Raw genomic sequence first — 23,878 nt, 5'->3', positions numbered from 1 at the left:
ACGCCGCCCCCCAGGATAGTCACCTGCCCTGCTTTGACCCCCGGCACGCCCCCCAGTAAAACTCCCCGGCCACCCTGTTGCTTTTCCAGGTAATGGGCCCCCATTTGCACCGCCAACCGACCGGCAATGCGACTCATGGGAGCCAACAACGGCAATTGACCATTGGCCAGTTCCACCGTTTCGTAGGCGATCGCCGTAATGCCTGATTTAATTAAAGCTTCCGTTAGGGAACGTTCCGCTGCTAAATGGAGATAGGTGAACAACAACTTCGGCAGGGTTAAATATTCATATTCCCTGGGGAGAGGTTCTTTCACCTTCACCACCAGTTCCTTCTGCCAAGCTTCTTTGGCTGTCGAAACCAACTGGGCTCCCACCTTGGCATAGGCCCCATCGGGGAAACCAGAACCTACCCCGGCCCCTTGTTCCACAAAGACCTCATGGCCCTGGGCCACCAATGCCCGCACACTACTGGGGGTCAGCCCCACCCGAAATTCCTGGTCTTTAATTTCCTTGGGAACACCAATTTCCATACCGATCTCTGCAAGGGGGATACTATGCCGACAACCCCATTAAATCAGACATTTCCACCGATGCCATGGACTAGGACTGCAACTAGGGATTGGCCGTAAATTCCCTTAAAATAGTAAGTCTGCTTAGATCAATAAAATCATCGAGAGGTTTGCCTTGCTAACATTGGGGGTCAACATCGATCACGTAGCCACTATTCGCCAAGCCCGTCAAACGGTGGAGCCAGACCCGATCGCCGCCGCTGTGTTGGCCGAACTAGCTGGAGCCGATGGCATTACCGCCCATTTACGGGAGGATCGTCGCCACATCCAAGAACGAGACGTGGAAATATTGCGCCAAACGGTGCGTACCCATTTAAACCTAGAGATGGCTGCCACCAAGGAAATGGTGGAAATTGCTCTCCAATTAAAGCCTGACTACGTCACCCTAGTACCGGAACGACGGGAAGAGGTCACCACGGAAGGGGGCCTAGATGTGGCCGGTAATTTGAGTTATCTAGCTGGAGTAGTAGACCAACTGCAAGGGCAAAATATCCCCGTCAGCCTCTTCATTGATGGTGATCCACCCCAACTGAAAGCCGCCGCCCAAAGCGGAGCTAAATTTATCGAATTACACACGGGCAAATATGCCAATGCCCCCACCGCCGACGACCAGGCCCGGGAATTAGGCTCTTTGGCGATCGCCTGTGATATTGCGCTGGAACTGGGGCTACGGATCAACGCCGGCCATGGACTGACCTATTGGAATGTGCGCCCTGTGGCGGAACTACCAGGCATGGAAGAATTGAACATTGGCCACAGCATCATGAGCCGAGCCATTCTGGTAGGTATGGAACGGGCGGTGCGGGAAATGAAATTGGCCATGTTGGGCCTGCCATTTTAGCGCCAAGCCCATGGTAGGGTGGAAAGTTGGGCATTAATAGCCCTCCCCATTGGTATAGTCAGTTAGTATTTATTAGTTATAAAACAAGTTATATGGCTACCTATTATTACGCTTTGGCAAGTCAAAAGTTTCTCCTGGAAGAGGAACCCTTTGAAGAGGTACTCAAAGAACGGCGGCGGGATTATGCTGAAAAAAATAAGGAAATTGACTTTTGGCAAGTAATTCAACCAGCCTTTATTAATGCACCGGAACTGGCAGAAGCAAAGGCAAAAGCTCCCGAAAAAAATGTAGCGATTATTTCCACTAATAAGTCTTTTATTGTTTGGGTAAAACTGCGGTTGGAATACGTTTTAACCGGGGAATTTGAAGCGCCCTGCGATACCATTCCTGACCCCCTGGCCTCCCTGGGTTAGGGCAGCTTTTACAACTACAACACGAGCTAACTAATCGTATTCCAGTAAGCTCCAAAACTGGTTACTGCCGGGAAACTGGGCCGCTACAGTTACGTTATCAAAGCTAATGATCTCCGAGCCGGTGAAAATATCTCCTGTGCGGTTAAGGGGAATTAGTTCCCTTCGATTTTCGTCCACCAATACCACTGTTTCTGCCCCCGGCACTTGAATTTGGAAATAGCTGGCCTGGTTTTGGGGTAAAGTCCGCCCCAGGGGAGAAATTAATCGCACTTGCTTTTCGCTAAACGTGCCATAGGTGCGGGGAAATTGTTGTCCTACTCCCTGGGCGGTCACATCGTAGGCGATCGCCTGGTAATAGGTTTCTTCCTGGGAATTTTTGCTCAGAATTAATAACTGATAATCTCCTGGTTGGGGAAAGGCGGCGTTGACTGTCACTTGTCCCCGGTGATTTTGGCTGAGGGTATATTGCTTATCCAGGGGCTGGCCGTTGTTATCCATCAATTGGGCCAGCACTTGCACATCGCTACCTGTGCGGAGGGTCACTTCCAAATCCCCACCGGCCACTATGTTATTTTTCTTGTGACTGACCAACGCGATGCCATCCCGAAAAAATCTGGGGGTGAGGGCTGGCATGGTATCAAACGTTTGGCGATCGTAGGTTTGGGACAGTAACTGCCATTGGCTTTCCCGGGGAAAGTGGCTAACAATTAACTGTTCCGGCGGCGTGGCGAAATAGGTCGGGTTAAATTTAGCCTCAAATTTACCGTCATTAACAATGCCCGCTCCCCAGGTGGTATCAAGTAAATACCATTGGCCGTTAATGCTGACCCCATTCCAAGCATGGTTAACGTCGGGGTCATCCCCCACAATTACATCTCCCCCTTTGGCAAAGCCTTCAATAATTACCACGTCTAGCCCCAATTCCTTAGCCAAGGCCTGATACAAATTGGAGTAACCAGAGCAGATGGTTTCCCCCCGAGCAAGCACCGTCTCCGGTCGGAGGTCATCAATGTTGCGGGTTTCGGCCATGGGCACGTCGTAGGCAATATTGTGGGTAATCCAGCTATAGGCTAAGCGGGCTTTTTCCCAGTCATTGTTGGCCAAGGGACTGATTAAGGCAGCCAATTCTTTAACGGAATTACCTTGGTAAACAATTGTACGAGCCAAATTATCTAATCTTTCCCCCCCATCCCCAGAAAAAGATGCGGTATTACCAGCAATGGGATTCTCCACCCGTTGGGTTACCACAAGGGTTTTGGGGTTGATACCCTGGGGCAATTTATCGGCGATCGCCCCTAGGTTAACGGGCGGCAAACTTTTGGAACCACCGCTGGGGCTAAAATACCAAATCCCTGCCCCGATCAAACCGACCAGTACCAGTCCGGTAAATAAACCACCGTTGGCGTTGGGGGATTTTCTTTTGATGACCCGTCGGGTTGGCCGGGGCTGGGGACGGTAAGAACTCACAGTAATAAGCGTTGATGAACGCTAAAAGTTAGGGTTAGTAAGACCAACCGGAAAATTTATGCCGGCACAAATTTGAGGGAAACACCGTTCATGCAATAGCGCTTGCCGGTGGGTTGGGGGCCATCGTCAAAAACGTGGCCTAGATGGCCGCCACACTGACTGCAATGGACTTCGGTGCGGGTCATAAAAAAGGAGCGGTCGGTGGTGTAGCCCACTGCCCCTTCAATGGGTTGGTAAAAACTGGGCCAGCCCGTACCAGAGTCAAATTTAGTTTCCGAGGTAAACATGGGGGTGCCGCAACCCGCACACTCATAAATACCGGCTTTGTAGTTTTTGTCCAGGGGACTACTGCCGGCCCGTTCGGTGCCATGTTTACGCAACACTTTGTAAGCTTCCGGGCTCAACTGGGCTTGCCACTCGGCATCGGTTTTGTTGATGGGGAAGGTTTCTTGAGTCTTAGTCATGGGTAGAGGTTGCTGTTGTTTCGACTGGGCGGATCCTAAATACTGAGAGAGCCAGATGCCCCCTAGGGAAGCGGTGCCCACTTCTAAAAGGTAACGTCTTTTCATGGTGAAAGTTGGATGGGTGAGGTACGGGAAACTTAACTGGTGGGATTACGAAGTTGGGCAGTTTGTACGGTTAGGCTTAGACGGCGATCGCCTCGGAGCAGTTCAAGTTTGAGAGCTTTGTTTAGACCGGCTTGTTCTACTATGCGCTGGAGGCGGGCACCATCGCTAATGGGAGTACCGTCCACCGCCACAATTACATCTCCCCGACGGATGCCGGCTCTTTCAGCGGGGGTTCCAGGCAGTACCTGCATTACCAAAATGCCATTCACTTCCGGAATAATGAAAGGGGAGTTGGGATTACGATTATTTTGTCGGGCTTGGTCCACCGTGATATTCATCATTTGCACCCCAATGTAGGGATGGGGGACCGTACCACCGGCGGCGAGGGTATTTTGGATCGCTTTAGCTTGATCAATGGGAATGGCAAACCCAATCCCAGTGGCATCGGCTCGGATGGCGGTATTAATACCAATCACTTCTCCCCGGGCATTGAGCAAAGGGCCACCGGAATTACCAGGGTTAATGGCGGCGTCAGTTTGGATAAATTCGACCCGCTTATCAGGAATCCCCGCCTGGGCAGCCGATCGCCCAAGGGTGCTAATAATTCCCAGGGTAACTGTGTTATCCAGTCCCACCGGATTACCCACGGCGATCGCCCAATCCCCCACTTGGAGATTACCGGAAGTGCCAAGGGGGGCCACTGGTAGGGCGGAACCCTGGGGCTCAATTTTCACCACGGCCAAATCTGTCACTTCATCGGTGCCCCGCACTTGGCCGTCAAAGGTGCGACCATCCCGGAGGGTCACTACCACCTTGCTAGCCCCATCCACCACATGGGCGTTGGTGAGGATAATGCCGCTGTTGTCGATAATGAAGCCACTACCTTGGCCAGCAATGCGTCTTTCTCGAGGAGGCACAGGGAAAGATCTACCAAAAAATTCCTGGAAAAATGGATCATCCAAAATGGGGTCAGTGCGACGGGTTACCACCGTTTCCGTGTCGATTCGCACCACCGCTGGTCCAGAACGGGATACGGCCGCCGACACAAAGCTTTCTGTACTAATGGGCACCGATGCCTGGGCTGTGACCATGGAAGTTGGGGTCAAGTCGTCCGCCGCTGCCACCCCATGGGGCAAATTGGCGATACCAAAAGCAGTGCCCACTGCAAAAGCCAATAAGTAACCGCCGATGCGGCGTAACCAGGTGGGATATTTCATCGTCTCCAAATACGCATTAGCAAGGATTTACAGAAATTTTCACTATTTGCCATTTTAACAGGGGCGATTTTACCTAGGAGTCTGTTCAAAAAGCTTTTCCACACCCTTAATTTTTGGGCGATGACCAGCCCCAGCAAACTTTAGGGACTGGCATGGAGTTTTTTCAACGGTTTCTATAGGATGGATCGACCCAACCCTGGATAGGCTGGGGTTTAATGCCCCAAAGGCTAGTTTTTCCTGAGTTTATCCCCCGTGATAGGCTGATGGGGGGAGGAATCAGCCAGTCTGGCAACCTGCTACGATCGCCTCCTACCAAACGGCCCTGTTTCCCTTTGCATGACTGCATTACCGCCATGGCAGAACCCATTTCCCTGTTGTTAGTTGATGATGAACCCGGTGTACGGGAATCCGTGCAGGCATTCCTAGAAGATAGTGGTGATTTTAAGGTGGACTTAGCAGCCAATGCCACGGAAGCTTGGGACTACCTCCAGCACCATTTGCCCGCCTTGGTAATTTCCGACATTATGATGCCCCAGGTGGATGGTTATCAGTTTTTGCAAAAGCTCCGAGAAGATGCCCGCTTCCAATCCCTGCCGGTGGTGTTCCTGACGGCCCGCGGTATGACTGGCGATCGCATTCAGGGTTATCAAACTGGCTGTGACGCTTTTCTATCCAAGCCCTTTGACCCCGATGAGTTAGAAGCGATCGTCCGCAATTTGCTAGCCCGCCAACAGGCCAGTAGCGATGCGGGCAGTGAGTCGGCTAAGCTGCAGGAAATTTACCAAGAAATCCGCGCCTTGAAGGAGCAAATTGGCCAACCCAGTGGCATCCACACCACCCCGTCGCCGATCAAGCTGGATTTTACCCCCAGGGAACAGAGCGTTTTGGATTTGGTTTCCCAGGGCTTAATGAATAAGGAAATTGCGGCCCAGTTAAAGACCAGTGTCCGCAACGTCGAAAAGTATGTAAGTCGTTTATTTACCAAAACTGGTACCAATAGCCGCACTGAGTTGGTTCGTTTTGCCCTGCAACACGGCTTGACGGAATAGCTCTGACAAGTTCACAGCTATCGATTGAACCGGTCTTTTTTGATTTTTCCCAAGGTACTATGTCTGAAAATTTTGCTGTTGCTACGCCGGTGCGGGTAGGAATTGTTGGTACTGGCTATGCGGCCCAACGTCGAGCGGAAGTTTTCCAGGGCGATCGCCGTAGTCGGTTGGTCAGCTTTTGGGGGAACAGTGAGGCCAATACGGCTAAATTTGCGGATACTTTTGGGGTTAGTCCCCGGCAATCTTGGCAGGAATTAGTTAATGATCCAGAGGTGGATTTAGTACTCATTGCGACCATTAATCAACTCCACGGGGCGATCGCCGAGGCGGCCTTGCAGGTGGGCAAGCATGTGGTGTTGGAATATCCCCTGGCTCTGACCTATGCCATGGGCAAAAAATTACAACAATTAGCCCAGGAAAAGGACAAATTACTCCATGTGGAACATATTGAACTGTTGGGGGGAGTACACCAAGCCATTCGCCAAAACCTAGGCAAAATTGGCGAAGTTTTCTACGCCCGCTACAGCACCATCATGGGACAAAATCCTGCTCCCCGGCGCTGGACTTATCACCATCAACAATTCGGCTTTCCCCTGGTGGCGGCCCTGTCCCGCATCAGCCGGTTTACGGATTTATTCGGTACGGTGCAGAAAGTGGATGCCCAATGTCGTTTTTGGCCCCAACCTAATCCGGAGTATTTTCGGGCCTGTTTAGCCACCGCTTATCTTCAGTTTGAAGACGGTTTAAGAGCGGAGGTTATCTACGGCAAAGGGGAAGTGTTTCATCAGAATGAACGGACTTTTACCCTCCACGGCGATCGAGGTACTCTGATTTTCGTCGGGGAAACAGGCAAGCTAATTCAGTCCCAAACAGAAACTGAAATTACCGTTGGTAGTCGTCGGGGACTGTTCAAACAGGATACGGAAGCGGTGTTGGATTATTTAACCACTGGCAAGTCCCTTTACGTGGATTTAGATGCGAGTTTATCTGCTCTGCAAGTAGCGGATCTCTGTGCCCAAGCTTGCCAAAATACCATGGCAAATTAACTGGGTTTAGTTTAATTCAATAAGCATTAACCAAACAAAAATTGGCAGATATAAACCGCCGAAAAAATCCCCACTACGTCGGCCATTAACCCCGCCAGAAGGGCATAGCGAATTTTTTTAATGCCCACTGAGCCAAAGTAAACCGCCAGTACGTAAAAGGTGGTTTCCGTAGAGCCAAACATGGTGGCCGCAGTTTTAGCAGTGAGAGAATCCGGGCCATGTTCCTTCACCAAATCCGCAAACAAGCCAAAGGAACCACTGCCGGAAAGGGGACGCATTAAGGCCAAAAGCAAGTTATCGGGCGGAAAATTGATCAAGCTTAATACTGGACTAAGCACCGTCAGCAACAGATCCAGCATGCCAGAAGCTCGAAACATGGCGATCGCCACTAGCATAGCCACCAGGAAAGGGATAATCCGCACGGCAATTGTGAAACCTTCCTGGGCCCCATCGACAAAAACTTCGTAAACTTTGACTTTTTTGACTACTAGGCCATAAAAGGGAATGCCACAGAGCAAAAAGGGAATAACATATTTTGCTCCGGTGTTAAAAATATCGGCGACGGATTCGAGCATCAAATATCTGGGCCAACAACAGGACTTCCATTGACGCATCAAGACGGGCAATTGTTGCAGATTAGATGGAACAACCGAAGTTTGCATTTTGAGCACCGACTAGTTGATATTTAGATTCAAACTCCTCTTGCTTGATTCTGATCTATCCACTAGAGCTCGGAAAATAAGCCGTTTTTAAACAAGGCTTTGGACGCAAACCTTTTTTCATTTGCTAGAATCATAGTCAAGAAGCTTTAGGATATGCTTTAAAAGTTTGCCCTAGCCCCTGTTTTTTTGTAAAACCAGACATTTTTTTTAAGCACTGGAGTATTTAGAGCCTGTTTGTAAAGTCTTGTTTTGCCCCCTAAAGCTCCGGCAATACTCAGGGACTTTGCCTCTGTTTCCCCCCAAATTTGGCGGGTCAGGGGGGCTTTTCAAACACGTTCTTAGAGGAAAAGCTAAAACTTTGTAAACAGACTCCTAGATCGGGAAAGTCCAATGTCCAATGCTACCAAATTGCCCACTAAAATTTACGAGCTTGACTTCTATCAATGGATAGAAAATACCATTAATCAGATCCACCAAGGAGATATTGACAGACTAGACTGGCAGAGCTTAGTGGAGGAGTTACAGGATTTGGGCAACGAACAGAAGCATCAGTTAGAGAGTCGCTTGTTGGTCATTTATGAACACTTACTAAAATTAGCCTATTGGTCACAGGAGCGGGAATACAATCAAAGGGGATGGAAAGTGACAATTTTGGAACAGCGGAAACAACTCAAACGTTTGCTCAAACGTAGTCCTAGTTTGAGGCCTTATTCTCGAGAAATTGCCCAAGAAATTTATGAAGATGCTCGGCAAATCACCAGTCTCAAGACTGGCTTAAATGAGAATTTATTTCCCCCAGAACCTATTGCTACGATGGAAGAAATTTTGGCTGAAGACTGGCTGCCAAATTTTAGGGACTAATCAGAGTATTTTTTAGCTGATCTGAATGTCAAGATAAAGTTGTCCAAGAAAAGTTTATAGAATTTTTAAATTTATAGATTTGCCTCTTCTTCGATGGTCGATATGGGTGGCAAAGCAAAGATTTTTAATCGAGCCAAAAGTTTAGCTGCAATAATGGCTGTGACGGTGGAACAGGTGGTAGCTAAAATAGTGGAGAAAAAAATGTCGTTGGCCGCAGTGCCCATTAGGCCCACCACCGTAGCCGGCAGAATTAACTGCACACTGGAAGTATTAATAGCCAAAAACATACACATGGCATCGGTGGCCGTATCTTTGCGGGGATTAATTTCTTCCAACTCCTGCATCGCTTTTAAACCCAAAGGAGTGGCCGCATTACCTAGTCCCAAAATATTGGCAGACATATTCAGCACAATGGAGCCGATCGCCGGATGATCGGGGGGCACATCAGGAAATAGCTTGAGAGTAATGGGTTTAACCAACTTGGCAATTAGTTCCACTAAACCCGCCGCTTCGGCAATTTTCATCATGCCCAACCACAAGGCCATAATGCCAATCAGGCCAATGGAAAGTTCCACCGCTGTCCCGGCACTGTCAATGGCGGCCTCGGTCACTGCGTCAATCTTGCCCGTTACTGTCCCGGCCACCACCGACAGCAAAATAATTGCAAACCAAATGTAGTTGAGCATAACCCCTGGGGTAAACTTCCCCTATCCCAGACGGGGAAAGCCCGAGCCTTGTTTCAATGGAGGTCAGCTCAGAGAGGGTTCTTTCCCTTTGAATTTAATCGGTTTGACCCTAGTTCGTATGGTAAATGCGCCGTCCATAAAGTTCTGTGATGAAACTCAAATGCCCCGATAGCCAATCGTTGAGTTGGTCGGGATGGTAACGCCAACCCCAGTTGCCCGCCACAGTACCTGGTAAGTTCATGCGGCAGTCATTGCCTAAACCCAAAATATCCTGGAGAGGGAAAATAGCCAGATTGGCCACGGAGCCAGAAGCCAGACGAATCAAGCTCCAATGAATGCCTTCCTCGCACATACAACCTAGGTAATTTAGAACCTTTTGTTGATCTTCCTCGGAGCGGGCATAAAACCAACCAGCTGTGGTGTCATTGTCGTGGGTGCCGGTGTAGACCACTGCATTACGATTGCTGTAATTAAAGGGTAAAAAGGAATTACCCCGGTCCGAGTCAAAGGCGAAATGTAAGACTTTCATGCCGGGAAAGTTAAATTCATCCCGCAGGGCTTCCACTTCTGGGGTGATGACTCCCAAATCTTCGGCCACAATGGGCAAATCATTGCCAAGGGCTTTGCCCAAAGCTTGGAAAAATTCTTGGCCGGGGGCTGGATACCATTCGCCATTTTCCGCAGTGGCTTCCCCCTGGGGCACTCCCCAGTAGGATTCAAAACCCCGGAAATGGTCAATGCGGACAATGTCCAAATATTGCAGGTTGGCTTTGAAGCGCTTAATCCACCAGGCGAATCCTGTGGCTTTGAGGGTTTCCCAATCATACACCGGATTCCCCCAGAGTTGCCCTGTGGTACTGAAATAGTCCGGTGGCACCCCGGCCATCATGGCCGCTTCTCCGGTTTCGGGGTCGAGACAAAAGTTTTCCGGATTGGCCCAAACGTCAGCGCTGTCGTGGGCAACGTAGATGGGTAGATCCCCAAAAATGGCTATGTGCCGTTGGTTGGCGTAGGCTTTGACCTCTTGCCATTGGCGAAAACCAAGAAATTGCAAAAATTGATGGTACAAAACCTCTGCCTTCAGGCGATCGCCCCAGACTTTCAGGGCTTCCGGTTCCCGCCAGGCGATATCTTTATCCCATTGGTGCCAACCGGCTCCATTGTGGGCTTCTTTGATGGCCATGAACAGGGAGTAGGCTTCTAGCCAATGACTTTGGGCTTGGCAAAATTCAGCAAATTCCTGCTCAATGGCTGGGTCTATGTTGGTACGGAACTGGGCAAAGGCCTGTTTTAAAACTTGGGATTTGTAGGCGATCGCCTGGTCATAATCCACCCGGGGATTAGTAAATGGGGGGGCTTGGTCTAGTAAACCCGGTGGCAAAAATCCTTCTTCGGCCAGGCGATCGAGGCTAATCAACCAAGGATTAATGGCCAAGGCAGAATAGCAAAGGTAGGGGGAATTACCAAGGCCGGTAGGGCCCAGGGGCAATATTTGCCACACACTCTGGTCTGCGTCCGCCAAAAAATCAATGAACCGAAAAGCACCGTCCCCCAAATCCCCAATGCCAAAACGACTGGGCAGGGAGGTGGGATGGAGCAAAATACCGCTACAGCGTTTGTCTAACATGCGAGCCTAGGAAGGAAAATCTCTCTCCAGATTTAACATATCGAACGGGCCAAGAAATGGCTTTACTAGTTTTAATGGCGCTACTGTCAAGATCCGTTTATAAACCCATGGGATCACAGCGAATTTCCACCTGGAAGCCATCTGGGTCGTAAAAATAAATTCCCCTACCCGTCGGTCTGGTCACTGGCCCTGACGCAATGGTTATCCCATGGGCTGCCAACACGGCGATCGCCTGGTCGAATTGGGCCGGGGCAATGTCAAAGGCCAAGTGATCGGTGCGGGTGAAGGATTGGCGGGGATCCACCGCTGGGGGAGATAAATCCGGTGCCGCAAACAGGTCAATTACAGTGCCGTCGGGGGTGATGAAATTGCTTACTTTTCCTTCTTCCACCATGGTTTTAAGGGTAACGGGCACCTCTTCCCCCACCAAAGGTTTTAGTCCCAAAATATGGCCGTAGAAATGGCAGGATTTTTCCATATCTTTGACGTTCAAAGCGATGTGATGCACACGCCGTAAACTGCCCAGAGGTAAACCGGAGGAAAGAGTCATGGTAGGAGAAGACGCTCAAAGATCAACACTGTCCCTGTTTTAATGGTTGATAGGCGCTTCTGCCAAATTTTCATCGAAAACCTAAACTTCGCCTCTGTCTTTGTCCCAACCATTTCCACCCGACCGATCCATCCCGCCCCAGCCGGAACAAACCATAGGGGAGTTGGGAGAACAGGCCCTATTGACCCAATTACAAAAATTTTCCCCTGCAGAATTAACGGGGGACGATGCCGCCATTGTGGATTTACCTCGCAAAGATGCCCTGGTAGTGAGCACGGATATGTTGGTGGAGAATGTCCATTTCAGTGAGCAGACCACCTCGGCCTTTGACGTTGGTTGGCGGGGAGCGGCGGCAAATTTATCCGATTTAGCGGCTATGGGAGCTACCCCAATTGGTATCACCGTGGCCCTGGCATTACCTCCCTCCACTACTTTGGGCTGGGTTTTAGCAGTTTATGAAGGTTTAACCGCTGCTTTACAGCCTTGGCAGACCCCTATCCTGGGGGGAGATGTTTCCAGATCGCCAGTAAAAACCATTAGCATCACGGTTTTGGGTCAAGTACCCCAGGGTAAAGCCCTGTATCGTCACCAAGCCAAGGTAGGGGATTGGCTCATTGCCACGGGCGACCACGGAGCTTCCCGAGCCGGTTTAGCTTGCCTACTCCATACCGACCGTGAGGAGTTGGTAACTACGGAGCAGAGAAATTTATGGCAAAGGGCCCACCAACGTCCCCAACCCCGCTTAGACCTAGTGCCTTCTCTTCTGAGTTTGGAAACTACCATTGGCGCCATGGACAGTAGTGACGGCCTTGCTGATGCCGTATTGCAAATCTGTCGAGCCAGCCAAGTGGGAGCAGAATTGTGGGTAGAAAAACTCCCCATTCCCCAGGGATTAACCGACTGGGTCGGCCTGAAAACAGCCAGGGAATGGGCTCTCTATGGCGGTGAAGATTTTGAATTGGTCCTAGCTCTACCTCCCTTGGCAGCACAACAATGGCTAACGGCGATCGCCCCTTTGGATTTACCCCCTGACCGTTGTCCTCGAGTCATCGGCCAAATCGTTGCAGGAACGGAGGTATTTTTAACCTCTGGCAATGGGGTAAAGGAAAAGCTATCTTTGCAACAAGGATTTCAACATTTTCATGCTTGATCAGTGGTTAAAATGTCTAGAAAAAGAGATTTAAGGACATAAAATCACCCCAAGCAAGCCCGGTTCCGTCCTTGGGATTTAGCACTGTATAAAGCCTGATCTGCCTCGCTAATGATCCTTTCAACGGTGTCTTTTGCAGTGGGAATTATGCTACTAATGCCAGTGCTAATGGTCACATATTGACTGACTGAAGAACCTTCGTGGGGAATGGCCAAAGCGGCGATCGCCTCAATCATATTTTCTGCCATGGCTAAAGCATCTTGCTGATTCGTATTAGGTAAAACCACCACAAATTCCTCGCCGCCGTAGCGGGCCACCAAATCAGTAATGCGTTTGGCAATATCCACCAAAGTATGGGCTACTTTTTGCAAACAATCATCCCCCTGTTGATGACCATATAAATCGTTGTAAGCTTTGAAATAATCAATATCTACCAGAATTAAAGCCAATGGTTTTTGTTCACGACAATGTCTTTGCCATTCCTGGGCTAGATACTCATCAAAACGACGGCGGTTAGCAATGTGGGTCAAACCATCAATATTGGCTAATAATTGCAGCTGTTGGTTAGCTGCTTGTAATTCCAATTCCATTCTTTTTCGATCAGTGATATCTCGCACCGTTACGGCAAAACCATCCCCTCACTTTACCGCCACAACATGATACCAATCAGAATCAGCAATGGGAAAATAAATATCTTGGGTTAAGAAAGTACCCGTCTCGACCAAATTAACAAATTGATCAAAAAGTTGAGGATCTAAACGCTGTAAAAAACGCTTCAGCAGTACCCGACCAATTAAATCTTCTCGGCTGCGGTTAAAAGCTTTGGAAAGAATGGGATTAATCACCAAACAGCGAAAATCTTCAATATCCCCCGTTTGGGGGTTACGCACTGCTTGCATGGCTGCAATACCATCTAAAGCAGAATTTAAGACACTAGAAAGTAAGGCCCTCGATTGGTAGAGGACTTCCTCTGCTTCCCGGCGTTTTCTCACCTCTCTTTTGAGGGCGACCCGTTGCCTTTGAATGGTAAGCTGACCCTCAATCCGAGCCACCACTTCTTCAATTTGAAAAGGTTTGGTGATATAGTCTACGCCACCACATTCAAAAGCTTTAACTTTATCAAAGGTATCCCCCAGGGCGCTGATAAAAATAATGGGAATATCCTGTAACTCCTCTTCTTTTTTAATCATTGCACAGACTTCATAGCCGTCCATGTCTGGCATTTTAATATCCAGTAAAATCAAATCTGGACGTTTAACCTGCAAAGTTCTCAGGGCCATTTTGCCACTGGTAACGCTCCGCACTGTGTAGCCCAAATTAATCAGTAAATCACTCAACAATTGCAAGTTGTTGGGTAAGTCATCTACCAAGAGAATATTTCCCTTGTTTTCATCTGCTTTTTCCATGACAATTACTACGATAACGGCTCAATTAGATCGAGAATTTTTTCGAATTCAAACTTACGCACCAATTTAGTTAGATTTTGCTCTAATTCTGACTCTGAGGCTGGAATTTCCGCTATCAATTTCATTACTTGCTCAGTGTCAGCTTCCAAAAGATAATGAGATAACTGAGTCAACCAATCCTGGGACATAATTAGCAAACTCTCTGGTTTCAATGCTGTGTCTCCTTGGCCATCGTTCTTGTCTGGGGCTGACTCATAAACATATGTTACCCCTAAATGTTTGGTCAAGGCGTCAAAAATGGTATTTTCCCGGAACGGCTTACGGAGAAAATCATCGCATCCGGCCGAAAGCACAATTGCCTTTTCTTCCTCTAGCACACTGGCCGTTAGGGCCACCACCGCCGTTGCATTGCCTTTGACCTGACCCTTGATGTGTTTGGTTGCTTCATAGCCGTCCATCACCGGCATTCTCATGTCCATAAAGATTAAATGGGGCTCCCAGCTTTCCCAGAGGGCGATCGCCTCCCGGCCGTTACTAGCTTCTTCGATCTCAAAACCAAAGGGAGCTAGGAGTTTGATTAGTAATTGACGATTCACACTTTTATCATCCACCACCAGAATTTTATAGACAGGTTGTCCTGGGGTGAGGGCGAGAACTTTTTTCGCAGAATTGGGTTCCCGACTTAAAGTTATTTCCCCCAAATCAACTAAAATCGAAAAGCTAAAGGTGGTCCCCTGGTCAACCACACTACTAACGGTAATCTCCCCTCCCATTAACTTAATAAACTGACGGGTAATTGCTAAGCCTAATCCCGTGCCTTCTTGGGCATTGCGCCCCGATTCTGTTTGGGAGAAAGCTTCAAATAAATGACTTAATTCCACTTCGCTAATGCCTTTGCCCGTATCTTTAATGGTGAAGTCTAACCAATATTTACTTTTGGGTTCCGTTTCCGTCTCTTCATCGATCAATTCCCCTTGCTCCACATTCCTAAAGTTACTAGTTAGCACTACTTTCCCTTCCACTGTAAATTTAATTGCGTTGCTGAGGAGATTTAGCAAAATTTGTCTTAGCTTAATTTCGTCACCATAAACGTATCGGGGTAGATCTTGATCGCGAATAAAAATTAGTTCTATGCCTTCATTAGCTGCCTTGAGATGGAGCATATCCTCCAGGTCATCCAGTAGGAGATAAAGATCAAAATGATAGCGGTTTAAATGGGTTTTACCGGCTTCAATTTTAGAAAAATCAAGGATATTATTGATTAAATTTAATAAATACTCCCCGCTACGTTGAATAATACCTGCATTTTCATATTGCTCCATTGGTAAATTTTGGGTACGCAACATTAACTGGGAGAAGCCAATAATGGCATTGAGGGGAGAACGCAGTTCATGACTCATATTGGCCACAAAAGTGCTTTTGGCCTTAGCTTCACTTTCAGCTATTTCTTTTGCTTTGACTAGGTCAACTTGCTTTTGGAGCGATTCATTATATTCTATGAGAATTTTTTCCCTTTGGGCTCTTTCTAATTCCCTTTGTTGATAGAGTTCTTGGAGTTTTTGATTTTGCTCAATTAATATTTGATTGGTAGTAAAAAGTTGATTTTTTGATCTTTCATTTTCACTGAGAACCGCATTTAAAATCAGGGTAGTCATACTAATGCAGGCCAAAATCGACTGCAACAATAAAAGTTGATTTTTGATGGCGATTTTTTCTTGGTCTAGGGCAAGGATTAATACTAATAGGGCAGAAACAACAATTGTTAATAAAGAAGAGCCAACTTCAGTGAAGCGAAAGGCTGACCAAAGCAGGAAGGGAATGAGTAGATATTCAATGGGATAACCATTAGCAATAATTTTAACAATTAATAAAACGCAAAAAACAATGCTGATTGCTTCTAGCCATTGTTCTTGTAGCAACTTAATAAACGATTTAAAGTTATGATTACAAGCAACAATAAAAGGAGTGATAATCAACAGCGCAAAGGCATCGCTCAATAACCAGGTGTAGGCAACTTCAGAATATAAATTGAAAGGAATTTTGTCAAATGAATATAATAAAAGTGAGCAAATAATGGCGGCGGGTAAACGACTGCTAAAGCAAACAAAAATAATAAATCTAATAATATTCTTGATTTTAGAAAATAGGTAATTGTCCGCTGTGAGGCGATCACTAAGGTAGACTGAAAAAAGATTGACTAAACCAACTACCCCGGTAACTGCCACGGTTAACATCAAATTGGCGGTGCTTTCCAACGCATGCAGGGCCATGGCTTCCCCCAATAGCAATCCCCCCAACATGCCCGGCCAGACTGGATAGCCCCAAATGGATAAAAAGCCGACAGCAACACCGGTAGGAATCCAAATTGGCGATGAAGCAGTGCCCGCATAGGTAATAAATAATTGGGAAATGTAGGTGGCTCCATAGATGGCGATCGCCGTTATGACTTGCTTTTGCCAGAACATTAATCGAAAAGCAACCAAGCTGTTGAAAAAAGTATTATTAATTCGCATTTTATCTTCTATTGTTTGGTAGAAAAATACTTAAATCATGATCTAAAATGTGATAAATTTTCCTAATTTTTCCCAAAGATATTGACAAGCTTAGATAGACCTAAATGTTCTTTTGATCACAGTCTGACAAGACAGGGGAACTGGTTACCTATCTTTTTGCTTAGGGACGAGTTCTAGCATTAGTCCCACAATCTATTGAGTTGGTTTGATGATTTTATCCATGGCAAATCGCCGTAAATTTTCTCCCCTTATGGTAACGGTTTCTTCCGCTATCACCACAAATCCTCTGGACTCGAAAAATGGCCGAGCCACCATACTTGCTTTGGTCTGAAGTTGACTTACCCCGTTAGCAAGGGCCAACCGCTCCACTGCTTGCATCAGCATAGTGGCAATGCCTCGGTGGGTAAAGGCTGGATGGACAAAAAGCAGGTCAACTAGTCCAGCGTCATCGTAGCCAATAAAGCCGACAATGGTTGCCCCCTGCTCAGCCACCACCACCACCATGGATTCCAGGCGATCGTGCCACCGTTGCCGGTCTGGTTTGGAGGGGGCCCAAGCACTCAGTTGGGCTGGGGAATAATGTTTAATTCCTAACTGATGGACAGCCTCGGTGAAGATGTGAATAATATTGTTTAAATCTGAAGGGTGATATGGGCGTAGATGAATGTTGTTCACTTGCGTTACTTGGTGGCAAAAAGTTGTCAATATTTTGCAGTAATTGCACTAAAAGTGAGCTAATTTTGCTAATTTATTGGGAATTCAATGGCCAGCGGTTCAGACTTCATGTTGGCTTTAAATGGTTAAGGCACTTTCAATGCAACCGGTTTTGATGCGCTCCCTTGGCTTCCACCATTACCAATGCAGAGATTTGATGGCTGAACCAAGTCTCCTCGGGGTCGGGAACAAGACTTTGCCTTTGAATAGGGCAATGCAAAATGATTTGGGACTGGGCAAGGCGATATAATGGCCCCCTTGGGTATGGGCTGATTACTTACCCTGTCCCTGGAGAATGCCCAAGTGCGAGTATTTCTCCCTTCTTTGTCCACCGTCAACTTTTACCATGGCCTACTACTGGTTTAAAGCCTTCCACCTGATTGGCATTGTTGTTTGGTTTGCTGGATTATTTTATTTAGTAAGGCTTTTTGTCTATCACGCTGAAGCAGACCAGGAGCCGGAACCAGCCAAAACTATCCTCAAAAAACAGTATGAGTTGATGGAAAAGCGGCTTTACAACATCATCACTACCCCTGGCATGGTGGTTACCGTAGCCATGGCGATCGGTCTCATTTCCACAGAACCAGAAATTCTCAAATCCGGTTGGCTCCACATCAAACTCACCTTTGTGGCTCTACTTTTGCTCTACCATTTCTACTGTGGTCGGGTGATGAAAAAGCTGGCCCAGGGAGAATCCCAATGGAGTGGGCAACAGTTCCGGGCGTTAAATGAGGCCCCGACTATTTTGCTCGTGGTAATTGTCCTACTGGCGGTGTTTAAGGGTAATTTACCCCTGGATGCCACCACCTGGTTAATTGTGGCTTTGGTCATTGCCATGGCTGCTTCAATTCAACTCTATGCCAAAAAACGTCGCCGGGACCAGGAACTACTAACTGAACAGCAAAAGGCGGCTTCGGCTCAGAATTAGTGGCTGACGTGGCTGAAATAGTGGCCGTAACTACTCAATAAGTAAGGGAGTTGAGTTTAATCTAAGCTCCATGCTCACCCCCTAACTCCGCCAGCGCTTTGTCCGTTACCTATACTTTTACCCAAATATTTTCCATCACTCACTGATGTCCCATACTCTGACTAAGCTCGATCTACCTACCCTACAAACGGATCTGGAAAATGCCACCGCCCAACAGATCATTACCTGGGCTGCCCAGACCTTTGGCCCCGGCTTGGTGATGAGCACTAGTTTCGGCATTCAGGCGGCGGTGATGCTCCATTTGGTGACCAGTATTGCGCCCAATATTCCTGTTATCTGGATCGACACGGGCTATTTGCCGTTGGAAACCTATCAGTTTGCCGATCAATTGACCAAACGATTGCAGTTGAATTTAAAGGTTTACCAATCTCCCCTCAGTCCGGCCCGCATGGAAGCGCTCTACGGTAAACTCTGGCAACAGAAGGATGTGGAATCCCTCAATCGCTATGACCAGATTCGCAAAGTAGAACCGATGCAGAGGGCTTTAAAAGAGTTAGAGGCGATCGCCTGGTTGACGGGATTAAGGAGGGACCAAACCCGCCACCGTCAGAACTTAAAACCAGTGGATCTGCAGGGCAATCAATACAAGGTATTACCCATTTTGGACTGGACTTCTAAGATGATTTATGAATACCTGACAGCCCACGATCTACCCTACCATCCCTTTTTTGACCAAGGCTATGTATCGGTGGGGGATTGGCATTCTAGCCGGCCCCTGACGGCCCATGATGAGGATGAAAGGGACACCCGTTTCCACGGTCTCAAACAGGAATGTGGTTTACATTTGCCCTTATCGCCGGAAGCTGGCCAAAGTTTGGATTCCAGTTCCTTGTAGAACGGTTAATGGCACTCGAAAAAGTTACTAACCTGTTGCCTGGGGCTCTGCCTAATTTTTGCTCAATGCTTCCGATAAACATTCAGCGGCCTGTTCTACCAAGGGAATGGTTTGTTGATACACCATACGGGTAGGCCCCAGAATGCTCACACTTCCCACTGGTACCTTTTTTTGACGATAAATCGCCGACACCAAGGTGCAGGGATGCATGGATTCCAAGGGATTTTCTGCCCCAATACGGAGGGTTACCACGGGACGGGACCGGGGGGCCATTTCCCCCATCAGTAGACTGGTTTCCTGGCCCAAGTTGCCCAGACTATCCCAACAGTCATCGGGGTCAAATAAGAGGGAAAATAATTGCTCCTGTTCCTGTTCCAGCAAAGACAACAGCATTTGCACCTGTTCCAACTGGGAAAACTCCGGTTGCTGAATTACCTTGGAAACTCCATGGACTACCAGAGGTCCAGCCATGCGTCGTTGCAGAAGGGGCTTGATTTGTTGTTGCAAACCTTGGAGAAAATCGGCATAGATGCTAAATTTTTGGTCTAGTTCTTGCCAATTTAAATGGCTCAACTCAGAAAGGTTTTTACCCCGCAATTGGGCGTTGAGAAAGTTGGAAAAAATTGCTAATTCCTGTTCCAATTCCCCTTCCTCCTTGGCTTCCATGGTGGCGGGCAGATCCAGGGTAAGGGAATGGGTGTGGTAGCTGTCAGTGACCAGGATAATTAATATTTGATGGGACGGTAACAGCATCAATTGTAGATGGCGCAAATGCACTGTTTCCGTTTGGGGAAAGGTAATTAGGGTGATGTAGCCGCTTAAACTAGCCAAAATTTGCCCCATTCTCTGGATTAGGGCTTCAAAGTGCCAATTATCACCGCTAATTTCATTTTCTAACTTTTGCTTAACAGTGCGGCTCTGGCGATCGCTCCAGGTCAGGAGATTATCTACGTAGATGCGGTAACCGGAATCGGAGGGAACTCGGCCGGCAGACACATGGGGCTGATAAAGCAAACCCGCTTTTTCCAGTTGTCCGAGGGCATTGCGAATGGTGGCGGAACTGACGGCAAATTGATACTCCTGGGCCAGGGTTTGAGACCCCACGGGCTCGGCGGTGGCAATGTAGTGCTGAACGGTGGCTCGGAGAATTTGCTGATGGCGATCGTTTAAGCGGAGGGGCTTCACCATTGTTTCCTAAATTGCGGGCTAAAGACTAGATATTAAACGGTTGGTGTCAGGATGGATAAAGATGCTTTAAGGCTGAAACTCCGTAAAAAGTTCTTAAAAAAACTAGATTATAAAATAATTACCCAGGATTTGCTTGTGCCGTTGCCGGAGCGCCCTGGATTAGATTCCGATTCATTCAAGTCAAGCAAGCGGAGAGGGTGGGATTCGAACCCACGTTGAGTTTCCCCAAACCCGATTTCAAGTCGGGCGCATTCGACCACTCTGCCACCTCTCCGGGAGGTCAAAGGTCAGTAAATCATCTTACCATGGCCACCATGGCGACATTATTTGATCAATTCTGTTCCGCACTGCATTGGGGTTTAAGTAACCCTGGAATAATGGCCAACAGTTCGGCGGCGATCGCCGGAGGGTCCTGATCCGCCTGTAGGGGAAACTGTAGGTCAGCCTGGGCGTAGAGGGGTTGCCGTTGGGCAATTAAATCTCCTAACCGTTCTTCTAGATTTTCCACCTGGAGCAAGGGTCTGCCTTCGTCTCCCTGGAGCCTGGTTAAGAGTAACTCCAGTGAACCATCGAGCCAGATGACCAGGCCGTGGTGCAGATAACTCCAATTTTGTCGTCTGAGCACTACTCCCCCGCCAGTGGCAATCACACTTCTGGTCTGGGCGGCCAGATGCCCCAACACCTCCGTTTCCAAATCCCGAAAAGTATCTTCCCCATCCTCGGCAAAAATGTCGGCGATCGCCTTACCGGCCACCCGCTCAATCAACACATCCGCATCAAAAAAACGATACCCCAACTGTTCCGCTAATAGGGGGCCAACGGTGGATTTCCCACTACCCATCATGCCGATCAGAAATAGGTTAACCCCTTGTAATTGTTCTTTGATTAAGTTTTGGCCCATGGCAAAGGTTGCGGTAGCAGTACAAAAAATGTTTACGCCTAGATTTGGATAATTTTGGCAGAATTTATCATTACTCCCCAGGGTGGGTATTTAAACTGACCATTGTTGCTGAAATTACCCGGCCCTAGGGGGACTGGAGCGGGGCTGGCCCACGATGACAGCATGGAAAAATCAGTTAAACATTTTTCATCAGCCTAAATCAAGGCCTCGCTTTCGGGAATCACCATTACCATTGGAGGGAAAGACGTTGAACTTTTTTAATTGCCATTATGGGTAAGAATCTCCTCGAACAACTGCGACAATTTACGGTGGTGGTGGCCGACACCGGCGACATCCAAGCCATTGAAACCTTTACCCCCAGGGATTCCACCACTAATCCTTCTTTGATTACGGCGGCGGCCCAGATGCCCCGATACCAGGAAATTGTGGACAGCACCCTGCTCAAAGCTAAGGACGAAGCGGGGGAAAATGCCTCTATCAAAGACATTGTCCGCCTAGCCTTTGACCGTTTGGCCGTGGCTTTTGGGGTCAAAATTCTACAAATTATCCCCGGTCGGGTTTCCACAGAAGTCGATGCCCGTCTTTCCTACGACACGGAAGCCACCATTGCCAAAGCCCGCTACCTGATTGGGGAATATGCCAAAGCTGGCATTGATAAAAAGCGCATTCTGATCAAAATTGCTTCCACCTGGGAAGGTATTAAGGCGGCGGAAGTGTTGGAACAAGAAGGCATCCACTGCAACCTCACCTTACTGTTTGGACTCCACCAGGCGATCGCCTGTGCCGAAGCTAAAGTCACCCTCATTTCCCCCTTTGTGGGGCGCATTTTAGACTGGTATAAAAAATCGACTGGCAAAGAATATGCCAGCCATGAAGATCCTGGGGTGCAGTCCGTCACCGTCATTTATAACTACTACAAACGCTTTGGTTACAAAACTGAAGTCATGGGGGCCAGTTTCCGCAACATCGGCGAAATTACCGAATTGGCCGGCTGTGACCTGTTGACCATTTCCCCCCAGCTATTAGACCAACTGCGCAACACTGAAGAGGATCTGCCCCGCAAACTTGATCCAGCCACAGTGCCCCAGGACATTGAAAAAATTGCCATGGACAAGGCCACCTTCGACAAAATGCATGCCGAAGATCCCATGGCGTCGGAAAAACTGGCCGAAGGCATTGCCGGATTTACCAAAGCTTTAGAAGTTTTGGAGCACTTATTGGAAGAACGGTTAAAGGTTCTGGACGGCCAAGAGCACATCAAACATGGGGCAGAAGAAATCTTCCATGCCTACGATTTAGATGGGGATGGTTTTATTACCAGGGAAGAATGGGCCGGCACCGATGTGGTTTTTGATGCCCTAGACCGGGACCATGATGGCAAGATTACCGCGGCTGAAATGTCTGCTGGTTTGGGGGCCGCTTTCCGTTTGGCTTCTGTGGGTTAATAGGTTAGCTTCATAATTGGCAAGCAAAATCATTGCCAGAGATGGGCCATCGTCAATGATCGGGGGGAAATCTATGGCCCTATTGCTTTCCCCTGATTTCCTGCCACCGTCATAATTTTCCTTGGCTAAATGGTGGCGCAATTTTTTTGCTGATTTGACGCCAGTCTAGGGGCAAGGGAGGGCGCAGATTCCGCTAAACTGGGGGGGATTGCAATGTTTCTTTACTTAGCCACTATTTAAGCAATATGACGATTGAAATAGGTCAAAAAGTTAAGGTTTACCGTCTGCGGGACCGGGTTTCCCCCGATGTGGTGGGTAAACTGGGTAAAGTCGGTGTCGTTAAGGATTTTAAAATGACGGATGGCAGTGGCATCGGGGCCGTGGTTTCCTTTGATGACCGCACCGCCACCTGGTTTTTTGAGGACGAACTCAAAGCCATTTAATAATTGGTTTCGCTCTCCCCCATTGGTTTTGACTACACCTTCCCGATCGCCGTTGAGGTATTTTTTGCGGTCTGATTCGGGAATATTGGTTGTTTTCGCTAGATTTTAGGAAATTGCTGTGGCATTAGTTCTAACTTTTTTAGGAAAAGGTGGCGTTGGCCGGACGACGGTGGCGATCGCCGCGGCTAAAAAGCTGGCCCAGGCGGGTCAGAGGGTGCTGGTGCTGGGGCAAGATCCTAGTTTGGCGTGGCAATGGGGGGCGACCCTGTCGGAAACGGCCCAGGGGGTGGAGGCAAACATTGATGGTTTGCTGCTTAGTTCTACCCATCTGTTGGAAAGGGGTTGGGAAAAGCTCAAGGAAGTGGAAGCCCAATATCTCCGATCGCCGGCCCTGAAAAAGATCTATGGGGAAGAGTTAGGGGTGCTGCCGGGCATGGACGAGGTGTTGGTGCTCAATGCCCTGCGGGAATACGAACTCAGCGGTCGCTATGACGTGCTGATTTACGACGGCCCCGGCAACCTCTCTACCCTGAGGATGTTGGGCATTCCCGAAATTGCCAGTTGGTATTGGCGGCGCTTCCAGAAAGTATTGGCAGATTCAGAAGTGGTGCAGACCCTTTCCCCCTTTGTGCAACCAGTGGCCAGTGCGGTGCTGAGTGTGAACTGGAGTCCAGACCAAATGCTCAACCACCCCGATGGCCCCCAGAATTTGCTCCAGCAGGGTAAAACGGCGATCGC

23 protein-coding genes, 1 tRNA gene and 1 pseudogene are annotated in these 23,878 nt (G+C 48.3%); 11 read left to right on the top strand and 14 right to left on the bottom strand.

Annotated features, from left to right (window positions below; all coding sequences use genetic code 11):
* Positions 1-530 (bottom strand): alanine dehydrogenase (locus IQ219_RS03030; protein ID WP_368667557.1); only part of this gene is annotated, 530 nt, incomplete at its 3' end.
* A 154-nt stretch (positions 531-684) separates the two neighbouring features.
* Between IQ219_RS03030 and IQ219_RS03025 the strand changes: the two genes are divergently transcribed.
* Both IQ219_RS03025 and IQ219_RS03020 read left to right on the top strand, forming a co-directional pair.
* Complete coding sequence (locus IQ219_RS03025; RefSeq protein ID WP_194071663.1) at positions 685-1,410, top strand: pyridoxine 5'-phosphate synthase; 726 nt, start codon at positions 685-687, stop codon at positions 1,408-1,410.
* Between the two features lie 92 nt (positions 1,411-1,502).
* Positions 1,503-1,823 carry an MgPME-cyclase complex family protein gene (locus tag IQ219_RS03020; protein WP_194071662.1) on the top strand — a complete coding sequence of 107 codons (321 nt, stop codon included), beginning with the start codon at positions 1,503-1,505 and terminating at the stop codon, positions 1,821-1,823.
* Positions 1,824-1,853: 30 nt separating this feature from the next.
* Here IQ219_RS03020 and IQ219_RS03015 read toward each other — a convergent pair whose 3' ends face one another.
* The 3 genes from IQ219_RS03015 to IQ219_RS03005 are packed head-to-tail and all read right to left on the bottom strand — an operon-like array spanning position 1,854 to position 5,076.
* Positions 1,854-3,290: a transglutaminase domain-containing protein gene (locus IQ219_RS03015; protein ID WP_368667556.1), complete on the bottom strand. Its 1,437-nt coding sequence runs from the start codon at positions 3,288-3,290 to the stop codon at positions 1,854-1,856.
* A 56-nt stretch (positions 3,291-3,346) separates the two neighbouring features.
* Entirely contained in the window at positions 3,347-3,859 is a 513-nt protein-coding gene (gene msrB, locus IQ219_RS03010; RefSeq protein WP_194071661.1) for a peptide-methionine (R)-S-oxide reductase MsrB, read from the bottom strand.
* A gap of 32 nt (positions 3,860-3,891) precedes the next feature.
* The gene (locus tag IQ219_RS03005) at positions 3,892-5,076 is read right to left on the bottom strand and encodes an HhoA/HhoB/HtrA family serine endopeptidase (protein WP_194071660.1); all 1,185 of its coding nucleotides are present in this window, start codon (positions 5,074-5,076) and stop codon (positions 3,892-3,894) included.
* 353 nt (positions 5,077-5,429) lie between these two features.
* On the opposite strand from IQ219_RS03005, the gene rre1 reads away from it, so the two are divergent.
* Both rre1 and IQ219_RS02995 read left to right on the top strand, forming a co-directional pair.
* Positions 5,430-6,125, top strand: coding sequence for a two-component system response regulator Rre1 (gene rre1, locus IQ219_RS03000; RefSeq protein ID WP_014407067.1), 696 nt, complete (start codon positions 5,430-5,432; stop codon positions 6,123-6,125).
* A 59-nt stretch (positions 6,126-6,184) separates the two neighbouring features.
* Positions 6,185-7,171: a Gfo/Idh/MocA family protein gene (locus IQ219_RS02995; protein ID WP_194071659.1), complete on the top strand. Its 987-nt coding sequence runs from the start codon at positions 6,185-6,187 to the stop codon at positions 7,169-7,171.
* Positions 7,172-7,197: 26 nt separating this feature from the next.
* Here the strand turns inward: IQ219_RS02995 and IQ219_RS02990 are convergent, their stop codons facing one another.
* On the bottom strand, positions 7,198-7,833 hold the full coding sequence (locus tag IQ219_RS02990; protein ID WP_228016674.1) for a spore maturation protein: 636 nt from the start codon (positions 7,831-7,833) through the stop codon (positions 7,198-7,200).
* A gap of 390 nt (positions 7,834-8,223) precedes the next feature.
* On the opposite strand from IQ219_RS02990, the gene IQ219_RS02985 reads away from it, so the two are divergent.
* Positions 8,224-8,694, top strand: coding sequence for a DUF29 domain-containing protein (locus tag IQ219_RS02985; RefSeq protein WP_194071658.1), 471 nt, complete (start codon positions 8,224-8,226; stop codon positions 8,692-8,694).
* A 71-nt stretch (positions 8,695-8,765) separates the two neighbouring features.
* Here the strand turns inward: IQ219_RS02985 and IQ219_RS02980 are convergent, their stop codons facing one another.
* The 3 genes from IQ219_RS02980 to IQ219_RS02970 form a co-directional block, all read right to left on the bottom strand.
* Positions 8,766-9,380, bottom strand: coding sequence for a nucleoside recognition domain-containing protein (locus tag IQ219_RS02980; protein WP_194071657.1), 615 nt, complete (start codon positions 9,378-9,380; stop codon positions 8,766-8,768).
* Between the two features lie 109 nt (positions 9,381-9,489).
* Positions 9,490-11,007 carry a 4-alpha-glucanotransferase gene (gene malQ, locus IQ219_RS02975; protein WP_194071656.1) on the bottom strand — a complete coding sequence of 506 codons (1,518 nt, stop codon included), beginning with the start codon at positions 11,005-11,007 and terminating at the stop codon, positions 9,490-9,492.
* 97 nt (positions 11,008-11,104) lie between these two features.
* Positions 11,105-11,557, bottom strand: a complete 453-nt coding sequence (locus tag IQ219_RS02970) for a VOC family protein (RefSeq protein ID WP_194071655.1) — start codon at positions 11,555-11,557, stop codon at positions 11,105-11,107.
* 100 nt (positions 11,558-11,657) lie between these two features.
* Here IQ219_RS02970 and thiL point away from each other — a divergent pair, with 100 nt between their 5' ends.
* Positions 11,658-12,707 (top strand): thiamine-phosphate kinase, encoded by a 1,050-nt coding sequence (gene thiL, locus IQ219_RS02965; protein WP_228016673.1) that lies wholly within the window; start codon positions 11,658-11,660, stop codon positions 12,705-12,707.
* 44 nt (positions 12,708-12,751) lie between these two features.
* Here thiL and rre2 read toward each other — a convergent pair.
* The 3 genes and pseudogenes from rre2 to IQ219_RS02950 form a co-directional block, all read right to left on the bottom strand.
* Positions 12,752-14,113, bottom strand: a pseudogene (gene rre2 / locus IQ219_RS20475) (high salinity-induced biofilm formation responseregulaton Rre2).
* Positions 14,114-14,121: 8 nt separating this feature from the next.
* A complete protein-coding gene (gene hik12, locus IQ219_RS02955) occupies positions 14,122-16,626 on the bottom strand; it encodes a high salinity-induced biofilm formation sensor histidine kinase Hik12 (protein WP_194071654.1) in 2,505 nt (834 codons plus the stop codon).
* Positions 16,627-16,818: 192 nt separating this feature from the next.
* On the bottom strand, positions 16,819-17,301 hold the full coding sequence (locus tag IQ219_RS02950) for a GNAT family N-acetyltransferase (RefSeq protein ID WP_194071653.1): 483 nt from the start codon (positions 17,299-17,301) through the stop codon (positions 16,819-16,821).
* A 334-nt stretch (positions 17,302-17,635) separates the two neighbouring features.
* On the opposite strand from IQ219_RS02950, the gene hemJ reads away from it, so the two are divergent.
* The gene (gene hemJ, locus IQ219_RS02945; RefSeq protein ID WP_194019974.1) at positions 17,636-18,268 is read left to right on the top strand and encodes a protoporphyrinogen oxidase HemJ; all 633 of its coding nucleotides are present in this window, start codon (positions 17,636-17,638) and stop codon (positions 18,266-18,268) included.
* 145 nt (positions 18,269-18,413) lie between these two features.
* Positions 18,414-19,163, top strand: coding sequence for a phosphoadenosine phosphosulfate reductase (gene cysH / locus IQ219_RS02940; RefSeq protein ID WP_194019973.1), 750 nt, complete (start codon positions 18,414-18,416; stop codon positions 19,161-19,163).
* Between the two features lie 51 nt (positions 19,164-19,214).
* Here the strand turns inward: cysH and hrcA are convergent, their stop codons facing one another.
* From hrcA to IQ219_RS02925, 3 genes are all read right to left on the bottom strand, one after another.
* Positions 19,215-20,351, bottom strand: a complete 1,137-nt coding sequence (gene hrcA, locus IQ219_RS02935; protein WP_194071652.1) for a heat-inducible transcriptional repressor HrcA — start codon at positions 20,349-20,351, stop codon at positions 19,215-19,217.
* Positions 20,352-20,540: 189 nt separating this feature from the next.
* Positions 20,541-20,625, bottom strand: a tRNA-Ser gene (locus IQ219_RS02930).
* Between the two features lie 57 nt (positions 20,626-20,682).
* Complete coding sequence (locus IQ219_RS02925; RefSeq protein ID WP_194071651.1) at positions 20,683-21,252, bottom strand: shikimate kinase; 570 nt, start codon at positions 21,250-21,252, stop codon at positions 20,683-20,685.
* Positions 21,253-21,521: 269 nt separating this feature from the next.
* Between IQ219_RS02925 and IQ219_RS02920 the strand changes: the two genes are divergently transcribed.
* The 3 genes from IQ219_RS02920 to IQ219_RS02910 all read left to right on the top strand — a co-directional run.
* The gene (locus tag IQ219_RS02920; protein WP_190597607.1) at positions 21,522-22,697 is read left to right on the top strand and encodes a transaldolase; all 1,176 of its coding nucleotides are present in this window, start codon (positions 21,522-21,524) and stop codon (positions 22,695-22,697) included.
* Positions 22,698-22,942: 245 nt separating this feature from the next.
* The gene (locus IQ219_RS02915) at positions 22,943-23,140 is read left to right on the top strand and encodes a DUF2862 domain-containing protein (RefSeq protein ID WP_010871443.1); all 198 of its coding nucleotides are present in this window, start codon (positions 22,943-22,945) and stop codon (positions 23,138-23,140) included.
* 118 nt (positions 23,141-23,258) lie between these two features.
* Positions 23,259-23,878: ArsA family ATPase (locus IQ219_RS02910; protein WP_194071650.1), on the top strand; the 620-nt coding region annotated here is incomplete at its 3' end.

Origin of the sequence: Synechocystis sp. LEGE 06083 (assembly GCF_015207725.1) — a bacterium.
Lineage (GTDB): Bacteria > Cyanobacteriota > Cyanobacteriia > Cyanobacteriales > Microcystaceae > Synechocystis > Synechocystis salina.
The sequence above is the reverse complement of the archived record's forward strand: the minus strand, read 5'-3'. Positions and strand labels throughout refer to the sequence as shown.

Bases quoted from the DNA above. Each gene is read 5' to 3' on its own strand.
- IQ219_RS03020 (WP_194071662.1), top strand. From the start codon at position 1,503: ATGGCTACCTATTATTACGCTTTGGCAAGTCAAAAGTTTCTCCTGGAA.
- IQ219_RS03005 (WP_194071660.1), bottom strand. From the start codon at position 5,076: ATGAAATATCCCACCTGGTTACGCCGCATCGGCGGTTACTTATTGGCT.
- IQ219_RS02985 (WP_194071658.1), top strand. From the start codon at position 8,224: ATGTCCAATGCTACCAAATTGCCCACTAAAATTTACGAGCTTGACTTC.
- hemJ (WP_194019974.1), top strand. From the start codon at position 17,636: ATGCCCAAGTGCGAGTATTTCTCCCTTCTTTGTCCACCGTCAACTTTT.
- IQ219_RS02920 (WP_190597607.1), top strand. From the start codon at position 21,522: ATGGGTAAGAATCTCCTCGAACAACTGCGACAATTTACGGTGGTGGTG.
- IQ219_RS02990 (WP_228016674.1), bottom strand. From the start codon at position 7,833: ATGCAAACTTCGGTTGTTCCATCTAATCTGCAACAATTGCCCGTCTTG.
- IQ219_RS02995 (WP_194071659.1), top strand. From the start codon at position 6,185: ATGTCTGAAAATTTTGCTGTTGCTACGCCGGTGCGGGTAGGAATTGTT.
- IQ219_RS02915 (WP_010871443.1), top strand. From the start codon at position 22,943: ATGACGATTGAAATAGGTCAAAAAGTTAAGGTTTACCGTCTGCGGGAC.
- msrB (WP_194071661.1), bottom strand. From the start codon at position 3,859: ATGAAAAGACGTTACCTTTTAGAAGTGGGCACCGCTTCCCTAGGGGGC.
- rre1 (WP_014407067.1), top strand. From the start codon at position 5,430: ATGGCAGAACCCATTTCCCTGTTGTTAGTTGATGATGAACCCGGTGTA.
- cysH (WP_194019973.1), top strand. From the start codon at position 18,414: ATGTCCCATACTCTGACTAAGCTCGATCTACCTACCCTACAAACGGAT.
- hik12 (WP_194071654.1), bottom strand. From the start codon at position 16,626: ATGCGAATTAATAATACTTTTTTCAACAGCTTGGTTGCTTTTCGATTA.
- IQ219_RS02980 (WP_194071657.1), bottom strand. From the start codon at position 9,380: ATGCTCAACTACATTTGGTTTGCAATTATTTTGCTGTCGGTGGTGGCC.
- malQ (WP_194071656.1), bottom strand. From the start codon at position 11,007: ATGTTAGACAAACGCTGTAGCGGTATTTTGCTCCATCCCACCTCCCTG.
- hrcA (WP_194071652.1), bottom strand. From the start codon at position 20,351: ATGGTGAAGCCCCTCCGCTTAAACGATCGCCATCAGCAAATTCTCCGA.
- IQ219_RS02970 (WP_194071655.1), bottom strand. From the start codon at position 11,557: ATGACTCTTTCCTCCGGTTTACCTCTGGGCAGTTTACGGCGTGTGCAT.
- IQ219_RS02925 (WP_194071651.1), bottom strand. From the start codon at position 21,252: ATGGGCCAAAACTTAATCAAAGAACAATTACAAGGGGTTAACCTATTT.